This is a genomic window from Marinobacter zhejiangensis (assembly GCF_900114775.1).
Classification (GTDB): Bacteria; Pseudomonadota; Gammaproteobacteria; order Pseudomonadales; family Oleiphilaceae; genus Marinobacter; species Marinobacter zhejiangensis.
The window spans coordinates 409,323-430,007 of the sequence record NZ_FOUE01000004.1 but is presented as its reverse complement, the minus strand read 5'-3'; the positions used below and the strand labels follow the sequence as shown (position 1 = coordinate 430,007).

21 protein-coding genes and 1 tRNA gene are annotated in these 20,685 nt (G+C 55.8%); 9 read left to right on the top strand and 13 right to left on the bottom strand.

The genetic code is table 11. From position 1 onward, the window contains the following. Window positions 1-229 precede the first annotated feature (229 nt). Complete coding sequence (locus tag BMZ67_RS14815) at window positions 230-910, top strand: phage integrase N-terminal SAM-like domain-containing protein (protein WP_281246620.1); 681 nt, start codon at window positions 230-232, stop codon at window positions 908-910. A 23-nt stretch (window positions 911-933) separates the two neighbouring features. After that, window positions 934-1,128: a tyrosine-type recombinase/integrase gene (locus BMZ67_RS18785; RefSeq protein ID WP_281246619.1), complete on the top strand. Its 195-nt coding sequence runs from the start codon at window positions 934-936 to the stop codon at window positions 1,126-1,128. A 196-nt stretch (window positions 1,129-1,324) separates the two neighbouring features. Here the strand turns inward: BMZ67_RS18785 and BMZ67_RS14810 are convergent. Continuing rightward, window positions 1,325-1,411, bottom strand: a tRNA-Leu gene (locus tag BMZ67_RS14810). 88 nt (window positions 1,412-1,499) lie between these two features. After that, window positions 1,500-2,126: a class I SAM-dependent methyltransferase gene (locus BMZ67_RS14805; RefSeq protein WP_092024064.1), complete on the bottom strand. Its 627-nt coding sequence runs from the start codon at window positions 2,124-2,126 to the stop codon at window positions 1,500-1,502. Between the two features lie 189 nt (window positions 2,127-2,315). Here BMZ67_RS14805 and BMZ67_RS14800 point away from each other — a divergent pair, with 189 nt between their 5' ends. The 4 genes from BMZ67_RS14800 to cydC are packed head-to-tail and all read left to right on the top strand — an operon-like array spanning window position 2,316 to window position 8,076. Further along, window positions 2,316-3,743: a cytochrome ubiquinol oxidase subunit I gene (locus BMZ67_RS14800; RefSeq protein WP_092024175.1), complete on the top strand. Its 1,428-nt coding sequence runs from the start codon at window positions 2,316-2,318 to the stop codon at window positions 3,741-3,743. 2 nt (window positions 3,744-3,745) lie between these two features. Continuing rightward, window positions 3,746-4,747, top strand: coding sequence for a cytochrome d ubiquinol oxidase subunit II (cydB, locus tag BMZ67_RS14795; RefSeq protein WP_092024062.1), 1,002 nt, complete (start codon window positions 3,746-3,748; stop codon window positions 4,745-4,747). Then, a complete protein-coding gene (cydD, locus tag BMZ67_RS14790; RefSeq protein ID WP_092024060.1) occupies window positions 4,731-6,428 on the top strand; it encodes a thiol reductant ABC exporter subunit CydD in 1,698 nt (565 codons plus the stop codon). Before cydB ends, cydD begins: the two co-directional genes overlap by 17 nt. Continuing rightward, the gene (gene cydC, locus BMZ67_RS14785; RefSeq protein WP_092024058.1) at window positions 6,421-8,076 is read left to right on the top strand and encodes a thiol reductant ABC exporter subunit CydC; all 1,656 of its coding nucleotides are present in this window, start codon (window positions 6,421-6,423) and stop codon (window positions 8,074-8,076) included. Before cydD ends, cydC begins: the two co-directional genes overlap by 8 nt. A gap of 9 nt (window positions 8,077-8,085) precedes the next feature. Here cydC and BMZ67_RS14780 read toward each other — a convergent pair whose 3' ends face one another. Together BMZ67_RS14780 and BMZ67_RS14775 are read right to left on the bottom strand one after the other, a co-directional pair. After that, complete coding sequence (locus BMZ67_RS14780) at window positions 8,086-9,312, bottom strand: saccharopine dehydrogenase family protein (RefSeq protein ID WP_092024056.1); 1,227 nt, start codon at window positions 9,310-9,312, stop codon at window positions 8,086-8,088. A gap of 15 nt (window positions 9,313-9,327) precedes the next feature. After that, complete coding sequence (locus tag BMZ67_RS14775; RefSeq protein ID WP_092024055.1) at window positions 9,328-9,738, bottom strand: hypothetical protein; 411 nt, start codon at window positions 9,736-9,738, stop codon at window positions 9,328-9,330. Between the two features lie 188 nt (window positions 9,739-9,926). Here BMZ67_RS14775 and BMZ67_RS14770 point away from each other — a divergent pair, with 188 nt between their 5' ends. Both BMZ67_RS14770 and BMZ67_RS14765 read left to right on the top strand, forming a co-directional pair. Then, window positions 9,927-10,256, top strand: a complete 330-nt coding sequence (locus tag BMZ67_RS14770) for a hypothetical protein (protein ID WP_245749995.1) — start codon at window positions 9,927-9,929, stop codon at window positions 10,254-10,256. Between the two features lie 9 nt (window positions 10,257-10,265). Then, window positions 10,266-10,718 (top strand): hypothetical protein, encoded by a 453-nt coding sequence (locus BMZ67_RS14765; protein ID WP_092024053.1) that lies wholly within the window; start codon window positions 10,266-10,268, stop codon window positions 10,716-10,718. Between the two features lie 92 nt (window positions 10,719-10,810). Here the strand turns inward: BMZ67_RS14765 and BMZ67_RS14760 are convergent, their stop codons facing one another. Continuing rightward, on the bottom strand, window positions 10,811-11,752 hold the full coding sequence (locus tag BMZ67_RS14760) for an electron transfer flavoprotein subunit alpha/FixB family protein (protein WP_092024051.1): 942 nt from the start codon (window positions 11,750-11,752) through the stop codon (window positions 10,811-10,813). Beyond that, the gene (locus tag BMZ67_RS14755) at window positions 11,753-12,502 is read right to left on the bottom strand and encodes an electron transfer flavoprotein subunit beta/FixA family protein (protein ID WP_092024049.1); all 750 of its coding nucleotides are present in this window, start codon (window positions 12,500-12,502) and stop codon (window positions 11,753-11,755) included. Between the two features lie 794 nt (window positions 12,503-13,296). On the opposite strand from BMZ67_RS14755, the gene BMZ67_RS14750 reads away from it, so the two are divergent. Next, window positions 13,297-14,949 carry an electron transfer flavoprotein-ubiquinone oxidoreductase gene (locus BMZ67_RS14750; protein ID WP_092024047.1) on the top strand — a complete coding sequence of 551 codons (1,653 nt, stop codon included), beginning with the start codon at window positions 13,297-13,299 and terminating at the stop codon, window positions 14,947-14,949. Window positions 14,950-15,063: 114 nt separating this feature from the next. Here BMZ67_RS14750 and BMZ67_RS14745 read toward each other — a convergent pair whose 3' ends face one another. The 7 genes from BMZ67_RS14745 to BMZ67_RS14715 form a co-directional block, all read right to left on the bottom strand. Next, complete coding sequence (locus BMZ67_RS14745) at window positions 15,064-15,525, bottom strand: FKBP-type peptidyl-prolyl cis-trans isomerase (protein ID WP_092024045.1); 462 nt, start codon at window positions 15,523-15,525, stop codon at window positions 15,064-15,066. A gap of 210 nt (window positions 15,526-15,735) precedes the next feature. Then, window positions 15,736-16,299 carry a DUF1285 domain-containing protein gene (locus BMZ67_RS14740; RefSeq protein ID WP_092024044.1) on the bottom strand — a complete coding sequence of 188 codons (564 nt, stop codon included), beginning with the start codon at window positions 16,297-16,299 and terminating at the stop codon, window positions 15,736-15,738. Window position 16,300: 1 nt separating this feature from the next. After that, window positions 16,301-17,200 carry a radical SAM protein gene (locus BMZ67_RS14735; protein WP_092024041.1) on the bottom strand — a complete coding sequence of 300 codons (900 nt, stop codon included), beginning with the start codon at window positions 17,198-17,200 and terminating at the stop codon, window positions 16,301-16,303. 9 nt (window positions 17,201-17,209) lie between these two features. Continuing rightward, a complete protein-coding gene (locus BMZ67_RS14730; protein ID WP_092024171.1) occupies window positions 17,210-17,659 on the bottom strand; it encodes a SixA phosphatase family protein in 450 nt (149 codons plus the stop codon). 20 nt (window positions 17,660-17,679) lie between these two features. Further along, window positions 17,680-18,744 (bottom strand): NAD(P)H-dependent glycerol-3-phosphate dehydrogenase, encoded by a 1,065-nt coding sequence (locus BMZ67_RS14725; RefSeq protein WP_092024040.1) that lies wholly within the window; start codon window positions 18,742-18,744, stop codon window positions 17,680-17,682. Window positions 18,745-18,821: 77 nt separating this feature from the next. Continuing rightward, complete coding sequence (locus BMZ67_RS14720) at window positions 18,822-19,313, bottom strand: STAS domain-containing protein (RefSeq protein WP_092024169.1); 492 nt, start codon at window positions 19,311-19,313, stop codon at window positions 18,822-18,824. Window positions 19,314-19,327: 14 nt separating this feature from the next. Further along, entirely contained in the window at window positions 19,328-20,560 is a 1,233-nt protein-coding gene (locus BMZ67_RS14715) for a PP2C family protein-serine/threonine phosphatase (RefSeq protein ID WP_092024038.1), read from the bottom strand. Window positions 20,561-20,685 lie beyond the last annotated feature (125 nt).

The window sequence follows — 20,685 nt, the reverse complement described above, 5'->3', positions numbered from 1 at the left end:
TTTTCCTGCCCTGCTTCTGTGAAAAGTTTGCACGCGAGTTATTGTTGCACGTTTCTGCAAGTTAAATCCAAAAGACCAAAAAAATCCGCTTCTAAATCAATGGACTACTAGGGTGCTCTGTGAAAAGTGTGCAGCCTCATGCAAATTAAGCCGCAGAATTTTTAGCATTTTCGAGGCTTTTTCATTATAACTGTATAAATATACAGCATTCAGCCACGGAGGGGCGACTGTGTCAAAATCACCGTTTCTGCAATCGGTTCGCACAGAAATCAGGACGAAGCAGTACAGCTATCGAACCGAGAAAGCCTATCTCTACTGGGTCCGCCAGTTCATTCTGTTCAATGACAAGAAGCACCCCGAGGTGATGGGAAATCACGAAATTGAGCGTTTCCTGAATCATCTCGCCGTAAATCGAGGGGTCAGCCCCGCCACCCAAAACCAGGCACTCTGCGCCATAATCTTCCTTTACAAGAATGTGCTGAAAAGGGAGATCGAAAACCTGCACTACAAGATGTCGAAAACACCCCGACGCATGCCCACGGTTCTCAACCCAGAGGAAGTCGCTTCTATTCTTGGGAATATGGAAGCGGAGTATTGGCTAATTACTGCACTTCTTTATGGCTGTGGTTTGAGGATCAGCGAAGCTCTCTCGCTTCGCATAAAAGACATCGACCTGAAAAGCCGGAACCTGCTGGTGTTCAACGGTAAGGGCCGAAAAGATCGATATACCCTTATCCCCGGCAACGTGAGAAAGAACATGGATCGGCAAATCGCCCATTCACGCGCAATACATGAGTCCGACCTGGCCGAGGGATTCGGGCTCACATCGGTCCCGGCCTCTCTGCACAAAAAGTACGGGCCGGTCATGAAAGACTTTGGTTGGCAGTGTCAACATACGCGCGGCAATTAAGGCAGGCTGTGCTAGCGAGCGGAATGACCAAACGGGTGACGGCGCATACTTTTCGCCATGCTTTTGCCACTGAGCTGCTGAGGTCGGGAAGTGATATCCGAACGGTTCAGGAAATCCTCGGCCACAGCGATATTCGGACGACTGAAATCTACACCCACATTATTGGCGATCGACGAGCTGGAACAGTTAGTCCATTTGATCGTTTGCCGGGTTCTTGAGAAGCGACCAAGCGCTCAACTGGGGCAGAAAACGGCAAGGATATGAGGTGCTGCGAATGTTCGCTTTTGTTTATTAGGGATACCCTACGCCAATTTTCAGTCGCCTGAAGGATGCCGTCTTGTCTACATAACGTCTACACAGGAATTGGCGAGGAAGTATTCGGAATCGAAGGAGGTTTTAACTATTTGATTTTAATGGTGCCCGGAGCCGGAATCGAACCGGCACGGCCTTGCGGCCGAGAGATTTTAAGTCTCTTGTGTCTACCAATTTCACCATCCGGGCAAGGAGGGAGGTAAATCAGGGGCAGGATTGTATAAGGCCTTGGCGGATAACGCAATTGAAGGTCGGCCCCCTGCCCTGGATTTGATGGCTACTCTGTGGCTTTGTGGGCGGTGCCTTTGTAGATGTAGCTGGCGATTTTGGGGGATTTGGGGACGTACAGGTTCTCAACGGTGTCCACGATAAACCCTGATTCCTTGATCATGTCGGCAATTGGGCGGTTGAGGTGGCAGCCGCCGGCGACTCGCTTCCAGACGGGAGTGATGCGGTCCTGCCACTTGTGTACTGCCTCATCCGGTGACTGTCCGTGCTCCAGGAAAAGCAACTTGCCGCCGGGTTTCAATACCCGGAGCATTTGTTTCAGGGCTGACAGCCAATCGGGAATGGTGCACAGGGTGAAAGTAAGCAGCACGGTGTCCACTGAGTTGTCGTCCAGAGGGATCTGCTCCCCCGGTAGTCCGAGCCATTCTACATGAACGGGTGATTTTGCGAGGTTGGCGCTGGCTTTTCGGCGCATGCCCTCTGAGGGCTCCAGTCCATACACCAGCGATACCTTCTCGGGGTTGTAAAACTCCAGGTTGATGCCAGAGCCCATGCCCACTTCCAGTACGGTACCCTCACAGTGTGGCACCACCTGGCTGCGCAGTTTCATCACTTGACCCAGTGAACAGGTCTTGTCGATCAAGACCGGAAGGATTCGTTCATCGTAAAACTTCATGCTATGCCCCATAATGCTCGCGCGGTGCGCTGAGCCTGCTGTCTTGTTGTCGTTTTATGCGCTCATCTGATCGCTGGCGCAATTGCAAAATAATTTTGGTTATAACATTATATCTAACGATTATAAGTCGGTCTCCTGCACCTCGGGAGGCTGGAAACACAGCTTCAGATCTCTCAAGTGGAGGTTCCTGTGGACTTGGATCCCCTTTTACTATCCCGCATTCAGTTTGCATTCGTCGTGTCTTTCCATGCCATATTTCCAGTGTTTACCATTGGTTTGGCATCCTTTATCGCAGTCCTTGAAGGGCTTGCGTTCAAAACCCGAAACCCCGTTTGGATAACGCTTTCAGCCTTCTGGACCAAGGTGTTTGCCGTGGTTTTTGGTATGGGCGTTGTGTCCGGGATTGTGATGTCCTTCCAGTTTGGTACCAACTGGAGCAATTTTGCACAGGCATCCGCCAACTTCCTGGGGCCGATCCTCAGTTATGAGGTGATAACGGCCTTCTTCCTTGAGGCAGCCTTCCTCGGTGTGTTGTTGTTTGGGCGTGACAAGGTTCCGCCAGGCGCTCACCTGGCCTCAGCGATTCTGGTTGCTACAGGTACGTTTATCTCCTCGTTCTGGATTCTGGCGGCCAATAGCTGGATGCAGACGCCTGCGGGTGTCGAGTTCCGCGAGGGCGTGTTTCATGTGGTGTCCTGGAGTGAGGCGATTTTCAACCCGTCCTTCCCGTTCCGCTTCATGCACATGGCGCTGGCATCGTTCCTGACGGGCAGTTTTGTCGTCGCGGGCGTCAGTGCCTGGTACCTGCTTCGCGGTCGTGAGGTTGAAGCCAACAAGAAGGCGCTGTCTATGTGCCTTTGGCTGCTGCTGTTTATCGCTCCGGCCCAGGCGGTGGTTGGTGATTTCCATGGTCTGAGTACGCTTGAGCATCAACCGATGAAAGTGGCGGCAATGGAGGGGCACTGGGAAACCTCCGGCGACGTGCCTCTGTTGCTTTTCGCCATTCCTGACCAGGAAAATCAGACCAATCACTTTGAGATTGGCATTCCCAATATGGCGAGCCTCATTCTGACCCACGACTGGCACGGCGAGATCAAGGGACTGAACGAGGTTTCACCAGAAGAGCAGCCGCCAGTTGCGCTGGTGTTCTGGAGCTTCCGGGTCATGGTCGGTATTGGTGTGCTGATGATCCTGTTTGCGGTGACCGGGCTGGTGCTTCGTGTGGGTGGCCGGTTGTGGCGAACCGGGTGGTACCTGCAGGGCCTTCGGGCTATGAGTATTGCCCCGTTCCTTGCCGTATTGACCGGGTGGTTCGTGACCGAAACCGGGCGAGCGCCGTGGCTGGTGTACGGCATCATGACGCAGGCAGAAGCGGTGACCCCTTCCCTCACCGGTGGCATGGCCCTGTTTACGCTGATTGGCTACATCGTGGTGTACGGCATGGTATTTACGGCTGGCGTCTATTACCTGATGCGCGTGCTGTATGTCGGGCTGGAAGGCACCGAAGACGAACACGTGGACGAAAGTGACCGGCCTGCGCGGCCGCTGTCCGCCGCCCATGTACCCTTTGAGATTGACGATTCTGGCGCTAATCCAGCAAATCAGGGAGGTCACTGATCATGCAGCCGTTTGATCTTGCGATTATCTGGGCAGGCATTATTGGTTTTGGGGTGATCATGTATGTGCTGATGGACGGGTTCGACCTGGGGGTCGGCATCCTGTTCCCGTTTGCACCGGATGAACAAGCCCGCGATACCATGATGAATTCGGTCGCCCCGGTTTGGGACGGCAATGAAACCTGGCTGGTGCTGGGCGGTGCCGGGCTTCTGGCGGCATTCCCGCTGGTATACACCATCTTCCTTCCTGCGCTCTATATCGGCGTATTCCTGCTCCTGGCGGGTTTGATCTTCCGTGGGGTAGCGTTCGAGTTTCGTTTCAAGGCGCGAACCTCCCGTTACCTCTGGAACTGGGCGTTTGCCGGTGGTTCAACCATTGCCTCGTTTGCCCAGGGCGCTGTTGTGGGTGCTTATATCCAGGGCTTTGAAACCGCCAATGGGGTGTATGTCGGCGGGGCCCTCGACTGGCTCACTCCGTTTACCGTGCTCACAGGCGTCGGCATGCTGGCCGGTTACGCGTTGTTGGGGGCGACCTGGTTGATTCTCAAAACTGAGGGTGAGCTTCAGGAATGGGCTTACCGTCTGGCAACGCCGTTGCTGGTTGCGGTACTGGTGATCTTCGCGGCTATCAGCCTTTGGACGCCCTATGTTGACGAGTTGGTGCTCGAGCGCTGGTTCTCCGGATTCAGCATTATCTGGGTGCTGCCGGCCTTGACCCTGCTGTTTGCGTTCCAGATCTGGCGGTCGGTACGCAACCGCAGTGAGGCCATGCCGTTTGTCTCCACCATGGGGCTGTTCATTGCCACGTACCTGAGCTTGCTGGTGAGTCGCTGGCCGTACGTTGTGCCGCCAAACTACACCTTGTGGGATGCGGCTTCGGCCTACAACTCTCAGTTGTTCCTCCTGCTGGGCCTGTTGTTCGTTATTCCCATTGTCCTGGTGTATACCGCCTGGACGTACTGGGTATTCCGCGGCAAGGTCAAGGCCGGTGTCGGCTACCACTAATCCCCGCGAGACAAGGCGATGGCTGTCTGAGCTGGCTCGGGGCCATCGCCGCCCAATTGCCCTGACCATCCTTGCTGGCACGCTGGCCGGTGTGGCAACCATCGTGCAGATGGGGTTGCTGGCCTATCTGGTCCATCAGGCTGTCATTGTTGGTGCGGGCCTGCCCTCCCTTGTTGTCTGGTTGATTCCCCTGGTGGTTGCGGTGCTTGTTCGAGGACTCGCTCAAGGCTTGCAGGGTCACTTTGCGGCCAATGCCAGTGAGCGGATAAGGGGCGATGTACGGCGCAATCTTATGGCGTCCTGGCGTCATGCCGGGCCGCAAAGTCTGAAGCAGGAGTCACCGGCCGCGCTGTCCAGTGAATGGATTGAGCAGGTTGAGGCCCTGCATGGCTACTACGCCCACTTTCTTCCCCAGATGGTGTTGAGTGCGGTCGTGCCAATGATCATCCTTGTGGTTGTTGGTGCTCTTGATTGGCTTGCCGCCATCTTCCTGTTGTTGTCGGCACCGCTGATCCCGCTCTTTATGGCTCTGGTGGGGATGGGGGCGGAAAAGCTTAACCAGCAACATTTTCTTACCATGGGGCGATTGTCCGGCCAGTTTCTGGACAAGATTCGTGGGCTCACCACCCTCCAGCTATTTGATGCCACCGAGCGTGCGGCGGCCGATTTGGAAAAGGCATCTGACCGCTTTCGGGTGGTGACCATGAAAACCCTTAAAGTCGCGTTTCTGTCGTCGGCCGTGCTGGAATTCTTCTCGTCGGTGGCGATTGCCGTGGTGGCCATCTATATCGGCTTTGGTCTGCTTGGTTACATCGACTATGGACCTGCCGATCAACTGACCCTCTATTCCGGGCTGTTTGTGTTGATGCTGGCGCCGGAGTTCTTCCAACCCCTTCGACAGCTCGCTCAGCACTACCACGACCGCGCCGCTGCGCTGGGGGCTGCCGAGTTGTTGCGGGCGCGTATGGCATGCGGCTCGTCAGAGTGTGTGGCCTCCGAGGCTGCGGGTGGCGAGATGACGCGTGAGGGAGGTGCGATCTCCCAGGCGGTGGTGGTCAAGGATGCCAGCTTCGCTTACCAGCCCGGTCTGCCGGTATTGGATCGGGTGTCGCTTACTGTTGAACCGGGGCAGTGCCTGGCCCTTTGCGGCCCGTCTGGGGGCGGTAAGAGTACGCTTTTGAATCTCTTGGCCGGTTTCTCTCAGCCCGATTTTGGTGTGGTGTCTATCTTCGGTAAGCCTGCAGGCTCGACGCCGTTTGGTTGGCTTGGCCAGTCCCCCTTCCTGTTGCAGGGTAGTTGGGCGGACAACCTCCGTCTGGTGGCGCCGTCAGCAAGCGACGACGACATGATCGGGGCGTTGGAGAAGGTGGGGCTCGGGCCTCTGGTTAATCAGCGAGCCAGGGGGATTCATAGCGCCGTTTCCGAAACGGGGCATGGGCTTTCTGGTGGCCAGGCCCGCCGGTTGGCCCTGGCAAGGGTGCTTTTGGCGGACTACAAGCTGGTGCTGCTGGATGAGCCTACTGCGGGCCTGGATCTGGCCAGTCAGCGCATACTGATTGAAGGTTTTCGGCAGCTGAAATTGGCCGGAAAAACCCTCGTACTGGCCACCCATCACCAGTCGTTGCTTGAGATCGCCGATAAAGTGCTGACCCTCGACAATGGAGGCTCTGTCCATGCGTGAGTTGGTGCCCTGGCTAACGCTCATATTCCGCGACAAGCGCCGCCTTGTGGTCGGTGCCCTGCTCATTTTGCTGACGCTGGTGTCCGGTCTGGGGCTGCTGGCGCTTTCTGGCTGGTTCATTACCGCCACTGCGGTTACGGGGATGTTGCTCGCGGCCGGCATCGCTGCCCAGCTGAATATCTATACCCCGGGTGGCGGCATACGTTTGTTTGCCGTTACCCGAACGGTTGGGCGTTATCTGGAGCGGGTCTATAACCACGATACGGTTCTGCGCCTTTTGGCCGCGCTCCGGGTCACGCTTTTTCAGGCGTTGTCGTCGGTTCCGGGGTTCCAGCGCCAACACCTGAAAGGGGCTGATTGGCTGGCCCGGCTGACCTCCGATGTCGATGTGATGGACACGCTCTACCTTCGGCTCGTTGCGCCAACCCTGTTGGCGTTGTTGTTAACCGGTGGTTTGATTGCGGTGGCGCTGTTTGTGTATTCACCTCTGATGGCCGGGTTTGTGGGGGCTTTGCTGGTGTTGGCGTTTCTGTTGTCAACGGCCGCCCTGCACTTGCGTAACGGTGAGGTCGCCCGGCAGCGGGTTGATGGTCAGAATGCCTTGCGCGAGCGCCTGATTGATCAGCTCCGCGGTCAGGCAGAGCTGACTGCGGCCGGGTTGCTGGCTCAGACCCATGAAGACCTCGCCCGACAAGCTTCGATTTGGAGTACGGACCAATCCCGGCTGGGCCGCAACATTGCGTGGCACCGGGCACTCAGCGGTATTTGTATCAACCTTGCGGTTCTGGTGGCACTTTGGGTGGGGCTTGAGCTCTATCGCGGGGGCGCGATTAGTGGTCCAGTTGCGGTACTGATGCCCCTGATGCTGCTTGGGATGGCGGAGGTCTTGGGTCCCCTGCCCGATGCCTTTGGTGTGCTTGGCAGTACCCAAGCCGCGGCCCGGCGATTGAATGCAGTAAGTAACGCAGAAGGTGGAGAGGATAGGGGTCGACATTCCGATACGGCGGGCGGCACGCAAGACGCAAGCCTCTTGCTATCGTTTCAGGATGTGAGCGTTTGCCGGGAAGGTCAGGTTGTGGCTCTGGAGGGCGTTACTGCCGCCATCAGGTGTGGCGAATGGGTTGGGGTTGTTGGTGCCTCCGGGTCAGGCAAATCGACCTTGCTGGATGTAGCGGCTGGGTTGGTGGAGGCGACTGGGGGCGTCATCGCCAGGGGAGCGGGTCTGCAGCGGGTCGCCTACCTTGAGCAGCAAACCGTGATCTTTAATGACACGGTTCGGCGTAACCTTGTACCAGACGGACGCCAGCTCGACGACGCCCTGATTTGGCGTACGTTGGCACTGGTAAGGCTGGATGAGCGGATCAGCCAGATTCCCGGCCAGCTGGACGGTTGGCTGGGGCGCTTGGGGAGTCAGTTGTCCGGTGGTGAGGCCAGGAGGATTGCCCTCGCCCGCACCCTGCTTAGGGAGGCGGATCTGGTCGTTCTGGATGAGCCATTTACTGGGGTGGATGCAGCGACAAGTGCGGCCATTTCCTGCGGGATGCGCCAATACCTTGAGGGGCGAACGCTGTTGGTTGCCGCCCATGATGCCAGTGCAATGCCCGAGGTGGATCGTCTGCTGATGCTCCAACCACCCCGGGGCGAATGACGGGTTAGCCTACCCTACCCGCTCAAACGTCAGGCCGGCGTTTTCGCAAAGCCGGTTGACCAGCTTCTCGCCAAAGATGGAGGCTGGGGTCCAGAAGCCGCCCCCGGTGCTGGCTTTGTCGATGTCCAGTGCCAGGCAAACACCGGCTTCGCCGAGCATTTTCCCGGTTGAACCGTAGCCCGGGTCCATATCGCCGGTTACCTTGGTGCTCACCGTCTTGCCGCTGGCTGTCATGCCCAGGAAGCGAAGGTCGTAAAAGCCATTTTTCTGAGCTTCGGGGCTGGGGCCTTCGCCTGGCTTGGGTACCACGAACTTCTCCAGCACCCAGCGAGTGGGTTTGATGGCGGCTCCGGCAATGAAGCTGCCCAGGGCTGCAGTGATGCCCAGAGCGGTCAGGCGTCCTTTCATGCCTTTTCCGGTCATCATCGCTTCGTCGTAGAGGAACTCCTCGGTATAGGGGGCACCCTGGAGTGCATTTGATCGATGGACAATGCGGACGTTGATGGGGGCCATCATGAACGGCGCCAGCCAGACATCAAAATCCGGATCGTACTCGGCCGATTTTACGTTTGGCTGGCGCTGGTTTGATTTATGACCTTCTGGTGCCAGCGAGAACGGGTTGGCCAACTCTTTCCTTAGCTGGGGGTTGGCGGCCGCCTCTTTGGTGACGTTGATCAGACTGGCGACGGTGCCGCCGGACAGTCCACCACGGGCCGCTTTAACTCTCATCTTGACCTGGGTGCAAGGTTCTCCAAGGTTCTTGGTCGCCTCGTTCTGCAGGAACCACACGCCAAGATCCGATGGGATGGAGTCGAAACCGCAGCAATGAACAATGCGGGCGCCACTGGCCTGGGCCTGCTCTTCATAGCGGGTGATCATCTGGCGAATCCACTGTACTTCGCCGGTCAGGTCGCAGTAGTCCGTACCGGTCTGAACACAGGCCCGGATCAGCGGTTCACCATAGAGCGCATAGGGGCCAACCGTTGAAATGACTACCCGGGTTTTCTCGCACAGAGCCGTCAATGATTGCAAGTCAGCCGCATCCGCCTGCAGGACCGGCAAGGAGGTGCTGTCCAGATCCCGCTTCAGGGCATCCAGCTTGGACATTGAGCGCCCGGCAATGGCCCATTTGAGGTCTTTGTCAGTGCCGTATTGGCTGGCGAGGTAGTGACACAGTATTTGGCCAACGAAACTGGTGGCTCCAAACACAACCAGATCGTAGTTTTGGTTTTCCATTGGGATTCCTTGTTGTCAGGTTCGATCTCTTCCAGTGCCCATAATGGTCAGGAATATGGCCACGCCCAGGCCCCAGGCGCCATTCAGTAACAGTCCCCCTATCCAGGTGGTTTGGGAGACCTCAAGGCCTTTGAGGGGGAACACTACCAGCATGGCGACCGCGGTTGGTCCGATGGCGCCCAGCACAACAGCGAGTAGCCAGAACCACGCCTTGGTCGCGGATCGAAGCAATGCCCAAAGTGCCAGGCCCCATAAGCCACCAAACAGGGAAAGCGATACCACAGCCGGGATGCCGAACGGCGGGACGGGCTCGAAATTGAAGGGCTCAATGGATACCCGGCCTGCCAGGTACAGCAGACTGAAAAGCCCCTGGTGAAAAATAAGGGTGGCGAGAAAACCACTTACGAACGCTTTCAGCCAGATCATGCTGGTCCTTAGTGTTAAACGTCTGCCATAAAGTGTGAGTGCATTCAGGTATGTATGCAACTGTTTGCAGTTGGCCCTAATTCACATCTTTCATGCCGGGGCCCTGTCGCATCGGCCAATCGTTTCCATGCCTCACTGCTGCACACTTGCCAGGAATAGAGTCACTCCTGGTGCATTGGAGGATTATCGTGGTTTATCTGGCAATTGCTGCTTTTTCGGTGCTAACGCTGGTCAGTGGAATGCTGTGCTGGGCGCTGGTGCAACAAAGGAAGGCTTTGGCGGCTGCGCTTGAGCTGAATGCCGATCGTTTCCGGGATGTGGAGCCAGAAATGATGCTGACGTTGAAAGTGTTGGAGCCGGTGGTTGTCGCCAAGCGGGAGTCTCGGTCTGCCCGGGTTGTTGCTGATCGTCTGCCCGTTATGGTCACCAAGATGGTTTATCAGCGTGTCATGCAGGAAGTTGCGGAAGAAATGGCCCAGCGTGACATCCAGGTTGAAATGAAAATTGAGTACCGGTGAGGGTTGGCAATGATCGTCACGGGAATTTTGTTGGGCGTTGTCAGTGCAATCCTTCTGGGCGTTGCGGGGCTGTTGCACGTTCAGAACCGGATCAGCTTCCGAAGGCTGCGAGTCGTACATTCCCGCCGGGCCAATGATATCCAGAGGCGCCGGATGGAGCGTATGGAGCTGCGAAACCGAAAAATCCTGATGGAAGATACGGTTCGTGGAGGGACGACTGCAGTTGAGGCGATACATCGAACCATTACCGGCACCACGTTTGATCTGGTTGACCGCTATTCGCGCTCTGAGGAGCTGAAAGCGAAAGCGAAAAAAGCCCGTGAGGTTCACGATGAAAAAAGCCGGACGTTCTATAAGGCGGTGAGAACGACCAACCGGGCACTGCACGTCTTTGCGGATATGATCGCGGAACGGCAATCCCCATCAAAACCTGGGAAAGACCAATCGTCCGACGAAAAATGAGAGCCTGCCCTCTTGGCTCATTGTTCCGGGTGACAAATATCGAACAATAAAAAAGGGTGCCCAAAGGCACCCTTTTTTAGATGAAGGTCGTATTAAACGACTTTCTTCAGCTCTTCTTCCAGCTGAGGAACTGCTTCGAACAGGTCCGCAACCAGGCCGTAGTCGGCCACCTGGAAGATCGGGGCCTCTTCGTCCTTGTTGATCGCAACGATCACTTTGGAGTCGGACATGCCCGCCAGATGCTGGATAGCACCGGAGATACCAACAGCGATGTACAGCTGAGGGGCAACGATCTTGCCGGTCTGACCAACCTGCATGTCGTTCGGTACGAAGCCGGCGTCTACCGCAGCGCGGGATGCGCCAACAGCGGCACCCAGAACATCAGCAACTTGCTCCAGCATTTTGAAGTTGTCGCCGTTCTGCATGCCACGACCACCAGAGATCACGATGCCAGCGCTTGCCAGGTCCGGACGGTCGGAAACCGCCTTCTCTTCGCCAACGAAAGAAGACAGGCCAGCGTCCTTGACGATGTCCAGGGCTTCAACGGCAGCGGAGCCACCTTCGGCCGGAGCAGCGTCAAAGCCGGTCGGACGTACGGTGATTACCTTGATGCTGTCACTGCTCTTAACAGTGGCAATGGCGTTACCGGCGTAGATCGGGCGAACAAAGGTGTCGGCAGATTCAACGCGGATGATGTCGGATACCTGGGCAACGTCCAGCAGTGCAGCAACGCGCGGCATGAAGTCTTTGCCCGTGGTGCCGGCGGCAGCCAGGATGTGGCTGTAGCCTTTACCGGCTTCAGCAACCAGTTCAGACAGGTTCTCGGCCAGGAAGTGACCGTAGGCAGCGTTGTCTGCAACCAGAACCTTGTTTACGCCTTCAATTTTGGCAGCTGCTTCTGCAACTGCGCCGCAACCTGCACCGGCAACCAGTACGTCAACGTCGCCACCGATGGCTTTGGCCGCGGTCACAACGCTCTGAGTCGCCTGCTTCAGGCTGCTGTTGTCGTGTTCAGCAATGACAAGGATGCTCATTTAGATCACCTTCGCTTCGTTCTTCAGTTTATCGACCAGCTCAGCAACGTCAGCCACCTTGATACCCGCCTGACGTGCAGCCGGAGCTTCAACTTTCAGGGTGGACAGGCGCGGTGCGATCTCAATACCCAGGTCAGCCGGGCTGATAGATTCGAGCGGCTTCTTCTTGGCCTTCATGATGTTCGGCAGAGAAGCGTAACGCGGCTCGTTCAAGCGAAGGTCAGTGGTCACAACCGCAGGCAGGTTCAGGGCAACGGTCATCAGACCACCATCAACCTCACGGGTTACGTTCACTTTGTCACCGTCAACAACCACTTCGGACGCGAAGGTGCCCTGGCCCATGCCAGTCAGTGCAGCCAGCATTTGACCGGTCTGGTTGTTATCGGAGTCGATGGACTGTTTGCCCAGGATAACCAGCTTTGGCTCTTCTTTTTCGACAACAGACTTGAGCAGCTTGGCCGCTTCGAGAGACTGAACCTCTTCATCTGTTTCGATGTGGATGCCACGGTCGGCGCCCAGAGCCAGAGCAGTACGAATTTGCTCCTGAGCGGCCTTAGGACCAATGGATACCACGACGATTTCGCTAGCGACGCCTTTCTCTTTCAGACGAACCGCTTCTTCAACAGCGATTTCACAGAAAGGGTTCATCGCCATTTTGACGTTGGCGAGATCAACGCCGGTGTTGTCCGGCTTGACGCGCACCTTTACGTTGTAGTCGATTACTCGTTTTACAGCGACCAGAACCTTCATAGATTCCTCGTTCTTCTACGATGGGTTTATGACTCGCAATCAAAAATACTCGCCCGCTGCCCCTCTATATGATGGCGGCAGCCGGAATATTCTTGATTCCTGTCGTATCGACCGGCTCGCTGGGCATCGTTACCAGGGCCTTGGCCGATCGTTTAAACAGCATTGTTCGCGCAGACTAACTGTCAGGGCGAGATAATACTGAATGCAAAGCCCGGACGGGTCAATAGCCGCCTTTTACACAGCTTGACCGTTAGTAAGGTCAATTGAAGGCGTGTTGACTGATCGCCGGAAATGAGACGATACTAAAAAACGACTCAAATTACACCTGCGAGATCGTGATCCGCCAGCGCTAAATCCCTGGGTAGGGACGCTTTGCGCAACGGGCACTGACCGGCCTTGCCTGGTCGATGGCGGGGCGCCCAGGCGGCGAAGCCTGAGGCCTTACGGGACATCGAACTTGCTAACAATGCCAAAGGATAAGACAAAATTCAAACAAACGTTTGTTTGATTCCTGCTTTGTTATATCCTTGGAGGCGATTGGGCCAGTAAATCTGCCCCTTGGGAGTCGTTTAATGCGGAGTTGTCCGGTATTATGTCGCCCCCTAAGGCGGCCTTCGGCCGCTGAATGCCCCACGGTAATCATGACCTTGGGCAACTTAAAAGAGAGAGACGGGATTTTTCTTCGCCTTTAGTTAGTGACAGCTCGGTTTATCCGGCACTTGCGAAATGCCGGGCGGGTTGAGTGAGTAGCGTCGAAGTCCTTATATCCACTGTGAAGTTTTGAGGAGACCAACGTGGAACGCGAATCGATGGAATTTGATGTTCTGATCGTCGGCGGTGGGCCTGCTGGCCTTTCAGCGGCTTGCCGGGTAATGCAGTTGGCACAAGAGGCCGGCGAAGAACTGACCGTATGTGTTGTAGAGAAAGGTTCTGAAATCGGCGCCCATATCCTGGCCGGTACCGTATTCGAGCCCACTGCCCTCAATGAACTCTTCCCTGACTGGAAGGAAAAGGGTGCGCCACTTAATACGCCGGTGACCCGTGATGATATCTTCCTGCTCAAGAGTCAGGAAGGTGCCACCAAGATTCCTAATGCGTTTGTGCCTCGCAACATGCACAACCATGGCAACTACATCATCAGCCTGGGCAACCTTTGTCGCTGGTTGGGTGAGCAGGCCGAAGCACTGGGCGTAGAGGTATACCCTGGTTTCGCCGCTGCCGAAACCATCGTTGAAGATGGCCAGATCAAAGGCATTATTACTGGTGACATGGGTGTCGCCCGTGACGGCAGCCAGAAAGACAGCTTCATGCCAGGCATGGAGCTTCGTGCCAAGTACACCCTCTTCACTGAAGGTTGTCGTGGTCACCTGGGTAAGCAGCTGATCGAGCAGTACAACCTGGACGAAGGCAAAGATCCTCAGCATTACGGCATTGGCATCAAAGAACTGTGGGATATCGATCCGGCCAAACATGAGCCAGGTCTGGTTGTTCACACCACAGGCTGGCCGTTGAATGAGTCTGGCTCCACCGGTGGTTCTTTCCTTTATCACCTGGAGAATGGTCAGGTGTATGTCGGCTTGATCACTGACCTTGCCTACAGCAACCCACACCTGAGCCCGTTTGAGGAAATGCAGCGCCTCAAGCACCACCCTGAAATCAAGAAGTATCTGGAAGGTGGAAAGCGTGTTGCTTACGGTGCTCGCGCCATCACCAAGGGTGGCTTCAACTCTCTGCCGAAGATGAGTTTCCCAGGCGGCCTGCTGCTTGGTTGTGACGCTGGCACACTGAACTTCTCCAAGATCAAGGGTTCCCATACAGCCATGAAGTCTGGTCTGTTGGGTGCTGAGGCCGTGTTTGCAGCCCTGAAAGAAGGCAAGACCGGTGAAGAAATCACCAGCTTCGCGGATCGCTTCAAGGACAGCTGGCTCTACAAAGAACTGTATGATGAGCGTAACTTTGGCCCAGCCATGCACAAGTTCGGCAACGTTCTTGGTGGTGCGGTAGCATTCTTCGAGCAGAACATTTTGCGTCGCAGCCTGCCCTTCACCTTCCATGATACGACGCCTGATTATGCAATGATGAAGCCTGCGTCGGAGTGCAAGAAGATCACCTATCCGAAGCCGGATAACGTTCTGACGTTCGATCGCCTGTCGTCGGTGTTTATTTCCAACACCAACCACGAGGAAGATCAGCCGGTTCACCTGAAGCTGACCAATCCGGATATTCCGCTTTCGGAGAACCTGCCGAAGTACGACGAGCCGGCTCAGCGTTACTGCCCGGCTGGCGTCTACGAAGTGGTCGATGCCGATGATGGCAGCGGCAAGCGCTTCCAGATCAATGCGCAGAACTGTGTGCACTGTAAGACGTGTGATATCAAGGACCCCGCCCAGAACATTACCTGGGTGACGCCGGAAGGCGGCGGTGGCCCCAACTATCCGAACATGTAAGTTCGGAGCGTTCACAAAAAACGGCCTTTCGGGGCCGTTTTTTGTTGGGCTCAGCATTCAGGCATAAAAAAACGGCTCACAAGGAGCCGTTTTTTGTACCCGAAGGAAGCGCGATCAGTGAACGTGACCGTGGTCTTGCTCTTCTTCAGTTGCTTCGCGGGTCTCGACGATCTCAACATCGAAGTGCAGGGTTTGGCCTGCCAGCGGGTGGTTGGCGTCGATGGTGACGGTTTCTTCGCTGACTTCGACAACACGAACGATCTGTGGGCCGCCCGGAGTCTGGGCCTGGAACTGCATGCCCGGCTCAATGGTGTCTACGCCTTCAAAAGCGGTGCGGGGCACTGGCTGGATCAGTTCCTCGTTTACTTCGCCGTAGCCATCAGCAGGAGCTACAGACACCTTGAGCTGGTCGCCGGCGCCCTTTTCGTTCAGTGCGCTTTCCAGGCCATTAATGATGTTCTGGGCGCCTTCCAGGTATGTCAGCGGCTCACGACCTTCTACGCGAGAAGAGTCCAGCTCTTCGCCCTGGTCGTTAGTAAGGGTGTAATGGATGGTTACAACGCGAGGTTGAGCCATGAGATCTCCTTGTTGGTCACTAAGACTGTTGGTATGGGTAAATCGATCGAAAGTGATCGTGAACAGTCGGACTGAACAGAGGGACTAACGACCAAAATCTTCGCTATGGGCCAAGCCCGGCAACGAGTTCGAATGCACAGTCTAACAAGGGTCAGACTGCGTTTTCTACCGTAGTTCTTGGGGCGGGCGCTCGTAATTCAACCCCTTTCCCTACCCCAGGGAGAAATAATGCCCCTTGCTGAGGGCGCACAGGGTGTTCCTGCCTTCATGTTCACGCTCTTCGACGTAGTTTGCGAGTTCATAAAAGGCGCTTGTAACCACGCGAGCTTCCAGACCATGCCTGACAGCAACGACCGGTCGCGGCTCATCTTCGCTGTCGTACGTACCCACGGTAAGCGGGTGGTCTGGCCCAATGTCCAGAGTCTCTCCCATATTAGTGGTCACGCTCAGCACCTGCCCGGTACTGTCGTCCATGCGCACCTCAAGTGAATGGGCGAGCAGCGGGGTATCGTCAACCTGAATGCGCCATTTTTCGACGGGCGTTACCAGGTAGTAAGCTCCGTCTTCTTCGCGGCGAAGGATTGTGGAAAAGATTCGCGCTATCGCCTCCCGCTTGAGAGGCTCCCCCTGGTACAGCCAGATGCCATCACGCTGGATGCGGATATCAATGTCGCCAGACAGCTCCGGGTTCCACTGATCTATAGGTGGCAGGCCCTTCTGGCCGGATTGCGCATCCTTGATCTGGGTTTCAATTTTGCTGGGATCCACGCTCATGTTATAGCCCCCTCATCCACTCAGGACGCAGCGGGGCCGCTCCGGGGTTGGCGATGGCAAAGTCGACTTCGTCGATCATTCGGGCTTTGTCACGACCCAATGTTCCCTTGAGCACGAGGTAGTTTGACGCATGGTCGCTTCTGAATACCGTTTTCTGAAGATCAAGATGCTCTAGTAGCAGGCGAATCTCTTTGAACAGATCCTGTTGTGATAAGGGCTCGAAGTCCCCACCGAAGCCTTCCCTGAAGCGTTCCTCGCCCTGCGGGAAGCTGACAACCAATGTCGAAAGGTAGTCGGGTTGGGTTTCGTTGCAAAGACGGGCTGTGTTCACGGCATGTTGCTCTGAGAGTGCTTTCCCTCCAAGCCCGTTCAGCACCATGACTGAGCTGGTCAGTCCGGCTTCGCGAATCTTTTCCAGGGCCGAGCGGGTAGACTCGTAAGACTCCCCTTTGTTCACCCGGCGCAGAACTTCATCGTCCCCCGACTCCATGCCAACGTAGAGGATTTCGAGGCCAGCGTTTTTGAGCGCGGCCAGCTCATCCACCGTTTTACGAGCCAGGTTTCGTGGAAGGCAGTAACTGGAGACTCGCCTGAGCCCGGGAAAAGCCTGCTTGAGCTCCTCAAGGATTGAGATAAGCCGCCGGGTAGGCAGGACCATGGCATCGCCGTCAGCCAGGAATACCCGGCTCACCTGGCCACCAAAGGCGTCTGCGGCGTTGGCGATGTCCTGGCGAATGTCGTCATCTTTCCTGGCGCGGAATTTTTTCTGTGGCTGGGTGTACATTTCACAGAAGGTGCACTGGTTCCATGAGCAGCCATTGGTCACTGGCAGGATCAGCGACTTGGCCTCGCTGGGTGGTCGGAAAACCGGCTCTATATACTGGATTGGGAAGTTATTCATCACTCACTGTCACGGTAAAAACTGTTCGCGAAGGTCTGCACATCCCGGACCTGCGATGGGCATATCAAGCACGACAGCCTGGCTGGTCATGAACGGGATGCCGTGACGATGACCGTCCACGAGCAGGGTCGACAGTGCGCCGACCAGAGGCATGTGGGAGACAATCATCAATTTTTTAGGGGGCTCCTGAATCAGGGCGTCGAGACTAAGACCGGGGTCGTCATCGGGTGTAAGGAACGGCTTTTCCTGCACCGGGCAGTTAAGAATTCCGGACACGATGGCGGCGGTCTGGTGGGCTCTGACAAGCGGGCTGCACCAAATCAGTGATGGGCGAAAAACTGACTCGGCAAGGCGATGGGCAACCTCGGCAGTTGCCAGTCGTCCGCGCTCTGTCAGCGCCCGCTCTTGGTCAAGCGTATGCCAGCCAGCTTCGCCGTGACGCATGATAACCAGGTTCATGTTGGCCCCCGTTGTCATACTCAGTAAGTCAGGGTGCGCGGGAGAATGAACTCAACATCGGAGTTCTGCACCGCCATCATTAATCCGTTGATAACGGCTTTGATGGATGCGCCGCCATACAGGATCTCATATAACCCCCGGACAAGAGGCATGTAGATGCCGGCATCTTCCGCCTTCTCCTTTACCAGCTGAAGCGTGTAGATGCCCTCTGCCACCTGCCCGAGCTCAGCCACAGCGTCCTCCAGCTGGGCGCCCTTCCCTACAGCATAGCCAACTCGGAAGTTTCGGCTCTTCGATGAGGTGCATGTCACCACCAAGTCGCCAACACCGGCGAGGCCCATGAACGTCATGGGGTTCGCCCCCAGGCTCACCGCGAACCGGCTCATCTCGGCAAGGCCGCGGGTGATCAGCATGGATTTGGCGTTTTCGCCCAGTTCTAGTGCGGAAGCCATGCCAGCGACAATCGCGTAGATGTTTTTCAGGGCGCCGGCGAGTTCGACTCCATAGATGTCGACATTGGCGTAAACCCGGAAATATTCGCAGCCCAGCAGGTTCTGTACGGTCCTGCGTACATCGGGATCCTTGGCGGCAATCACTGTTGCAGTGAGGTCACGCTGGACGATTTCACCCGCCAGGTTCGGGCCGCTTAACACGCCAATCCGGGTGCGCGGGATCTCTTCCTGGAGGATTTCGCTCATGAGCTTGAAGCCGTCGCGCTCGATCCCTTTGGTCAGGCTGATAACGATTTGGCCATCGTGAAAGTCGCTGGCATGTTCGCGAATCACGTTTCTGAAGGCTTTACTGGGGATGGCGACAAACACCGCATCTGCATTCTTAACAACGGCAGAAAAGTCGGTGGATGGGCGGATGTCTCCAGTCAGTTGGACGCCGGGCATGTAACGGCTGTTGGTGCCCTTTTCCGCCAACTCCTGAACCTGTTCGGCGCTTCTCATCCAAAAGTGTACGGTGTGCCCTTTCTCGGCCAGCACCTTGGTGATGGCGGTACCAAAGCTTCCGCCGCCCAGTACCGCGACCTGTTCCTTCTTGTTTTCTGTATTGCTGGTTGGGTTCGTCGTTTGAGGCATACACTGTCCGTCTGCGTATCAATAGATACGAATGTGTTCAAAGGTGAAACTTCGGGCAAACAATAAGCCCGAATCAGTTAACCGTGCTCTTCGCACTCCAGGGCACGAACAAGATTCTTGAACTCTTCCCGGTTCTTGTTGTTGAGCCCCATCAAGACGCGATGGGCGTCCAGTACCTTGTCTCGCACCTGGTGTTCGCTGGCGCGCAGGACCGGAATTTCTTCGAGTTCTTCTATGCGGGAGGCTGGCTCGCGGACAATGATAAAAATCTTGTCGAAGCCCATGGAGGTGATTATGCGGGTAATATCGGGGTTGGTCGAAATCAGGGTGGGCAGGAAATGACTTTGCTGCTGAGCCGCCATGGCGATCTTTGCCAGCAAACCGAGGGTTGTACTGTCGATCACCTCGGTTTCAGTCAGATCGATAACAACCGTCTTGAACTGTGGATCCTGGGTGATGGACTCAACCAGGTTGTCCAGCGTTGAGCAGAGGTTCAGCCGGATTTCGCCGATAAACTTAAGGACATAAATGCCCTGCTTTTCAGCCTGAAGGATCTTGTAGCCAGCCATCATCTACACTGCCACTATTTTGACTCTGGACCGTCAGCGGGGTTGTCAGTTCCTGGCTGGCCGGTCGAATTTAGCGTATCGGTTACCGATACAATAGCAATATCGTCAGGTAGCTCTGTGATCTCATCGAGATTCAGGGCATCGCTTAAAGAGGCGATAGTGTGACTACCTCCCGACACGACTTCAAGTAATCTCTCTTCCTTTTTTGTCAGGGATTTGGCTTTTATGACTTCCAGTATTCCGTCGGAGAACAGAAAAAGCTGGAATGGCCCATTAAGCCTGATTTCATAGACCTCCCACTCCGGGTCTTTAAACAACCCAACGGGCAGTCCGTTCCCTTCAAGAAACATGGGCGCCTCCCCCTCAACGGATAGGATTGGCATAGGGAAATGTGCCCCAACGGCATACTTCAGTGTATGGGTGCGCTCATTAATGATCCCCACGAACACTGTGACATGTTTTCCGAGGCCTGTATCCAGCAATTCGGTATTGATTCGCTGGAGAAAGCGATCAGGGAAACGAATGTCGTCGCTGGACCCTCGTCGGAGGTTGCGTTTCAGTCGGTTGGTCAGGTTTTTAAGAAGAACGGTAACGAATGCTGAACTGGCGCCGTGGCCGGAGACATCTGCAATGTAAACCAGAGTCTGATCATTGGAGAGCCGGAAATAATCCAGAAAATCGCCACTTAAATAGAGAGACGGTTTAATCAGGTGGTCGATAGTGAGTCCGCCAAGTTGACGGTCCCGGTCCGGCAGCATCTTGAGCTGGACCTTTCGTCCTGCCCGTTGGTCTGCGCGCAACTCTGAAATACCGGCTCTGAGGTCGCTGTTGGCTTCTTCCAGTTCTTGGCGGTAAAGCTGGTTCAACCGGTTGACCCGAACGCGGTCGAAGAGTTTTCCAAGAACATCGTCAACCTTGCTCTTTTCTGACAGGGGCTTGAGAACGAAGTCCTCAGCGCCTGCGCGCAAGGCTGAGACAACCTCGCAGGCATCTTTTGCGCGGGCATAGGCGATTAGCGGAATGAATGAGTCGCTGCCGTCCAGCTTTTCGCTGAGCTGCTGAATTTCCTCAGGAGGGAGGTCGGCAAAAATGGCGTCTGGCGGTTGATCGTCAAAGAGTGACTTTGCAGCTTGGATATCCGGATAGCCGCAAACGTAAAAACCCTTGGACTCCAGGTAACGATCAAGTTCGAGCCGGGCGTCGTTGTCCGGGTCGATAATAAGTATGCGCTCGGTGCGCGAGTTCATGGTTATCGTCCTAAACTACCTATGTGAAAGGACAAAACGGCTTTCGAGAGTGCTCTTTTGCCTATTCTGGCACGCCCCTGTGATATAACAAGACAATAATTCAGGTTTTGGGATTAAAATTCGTG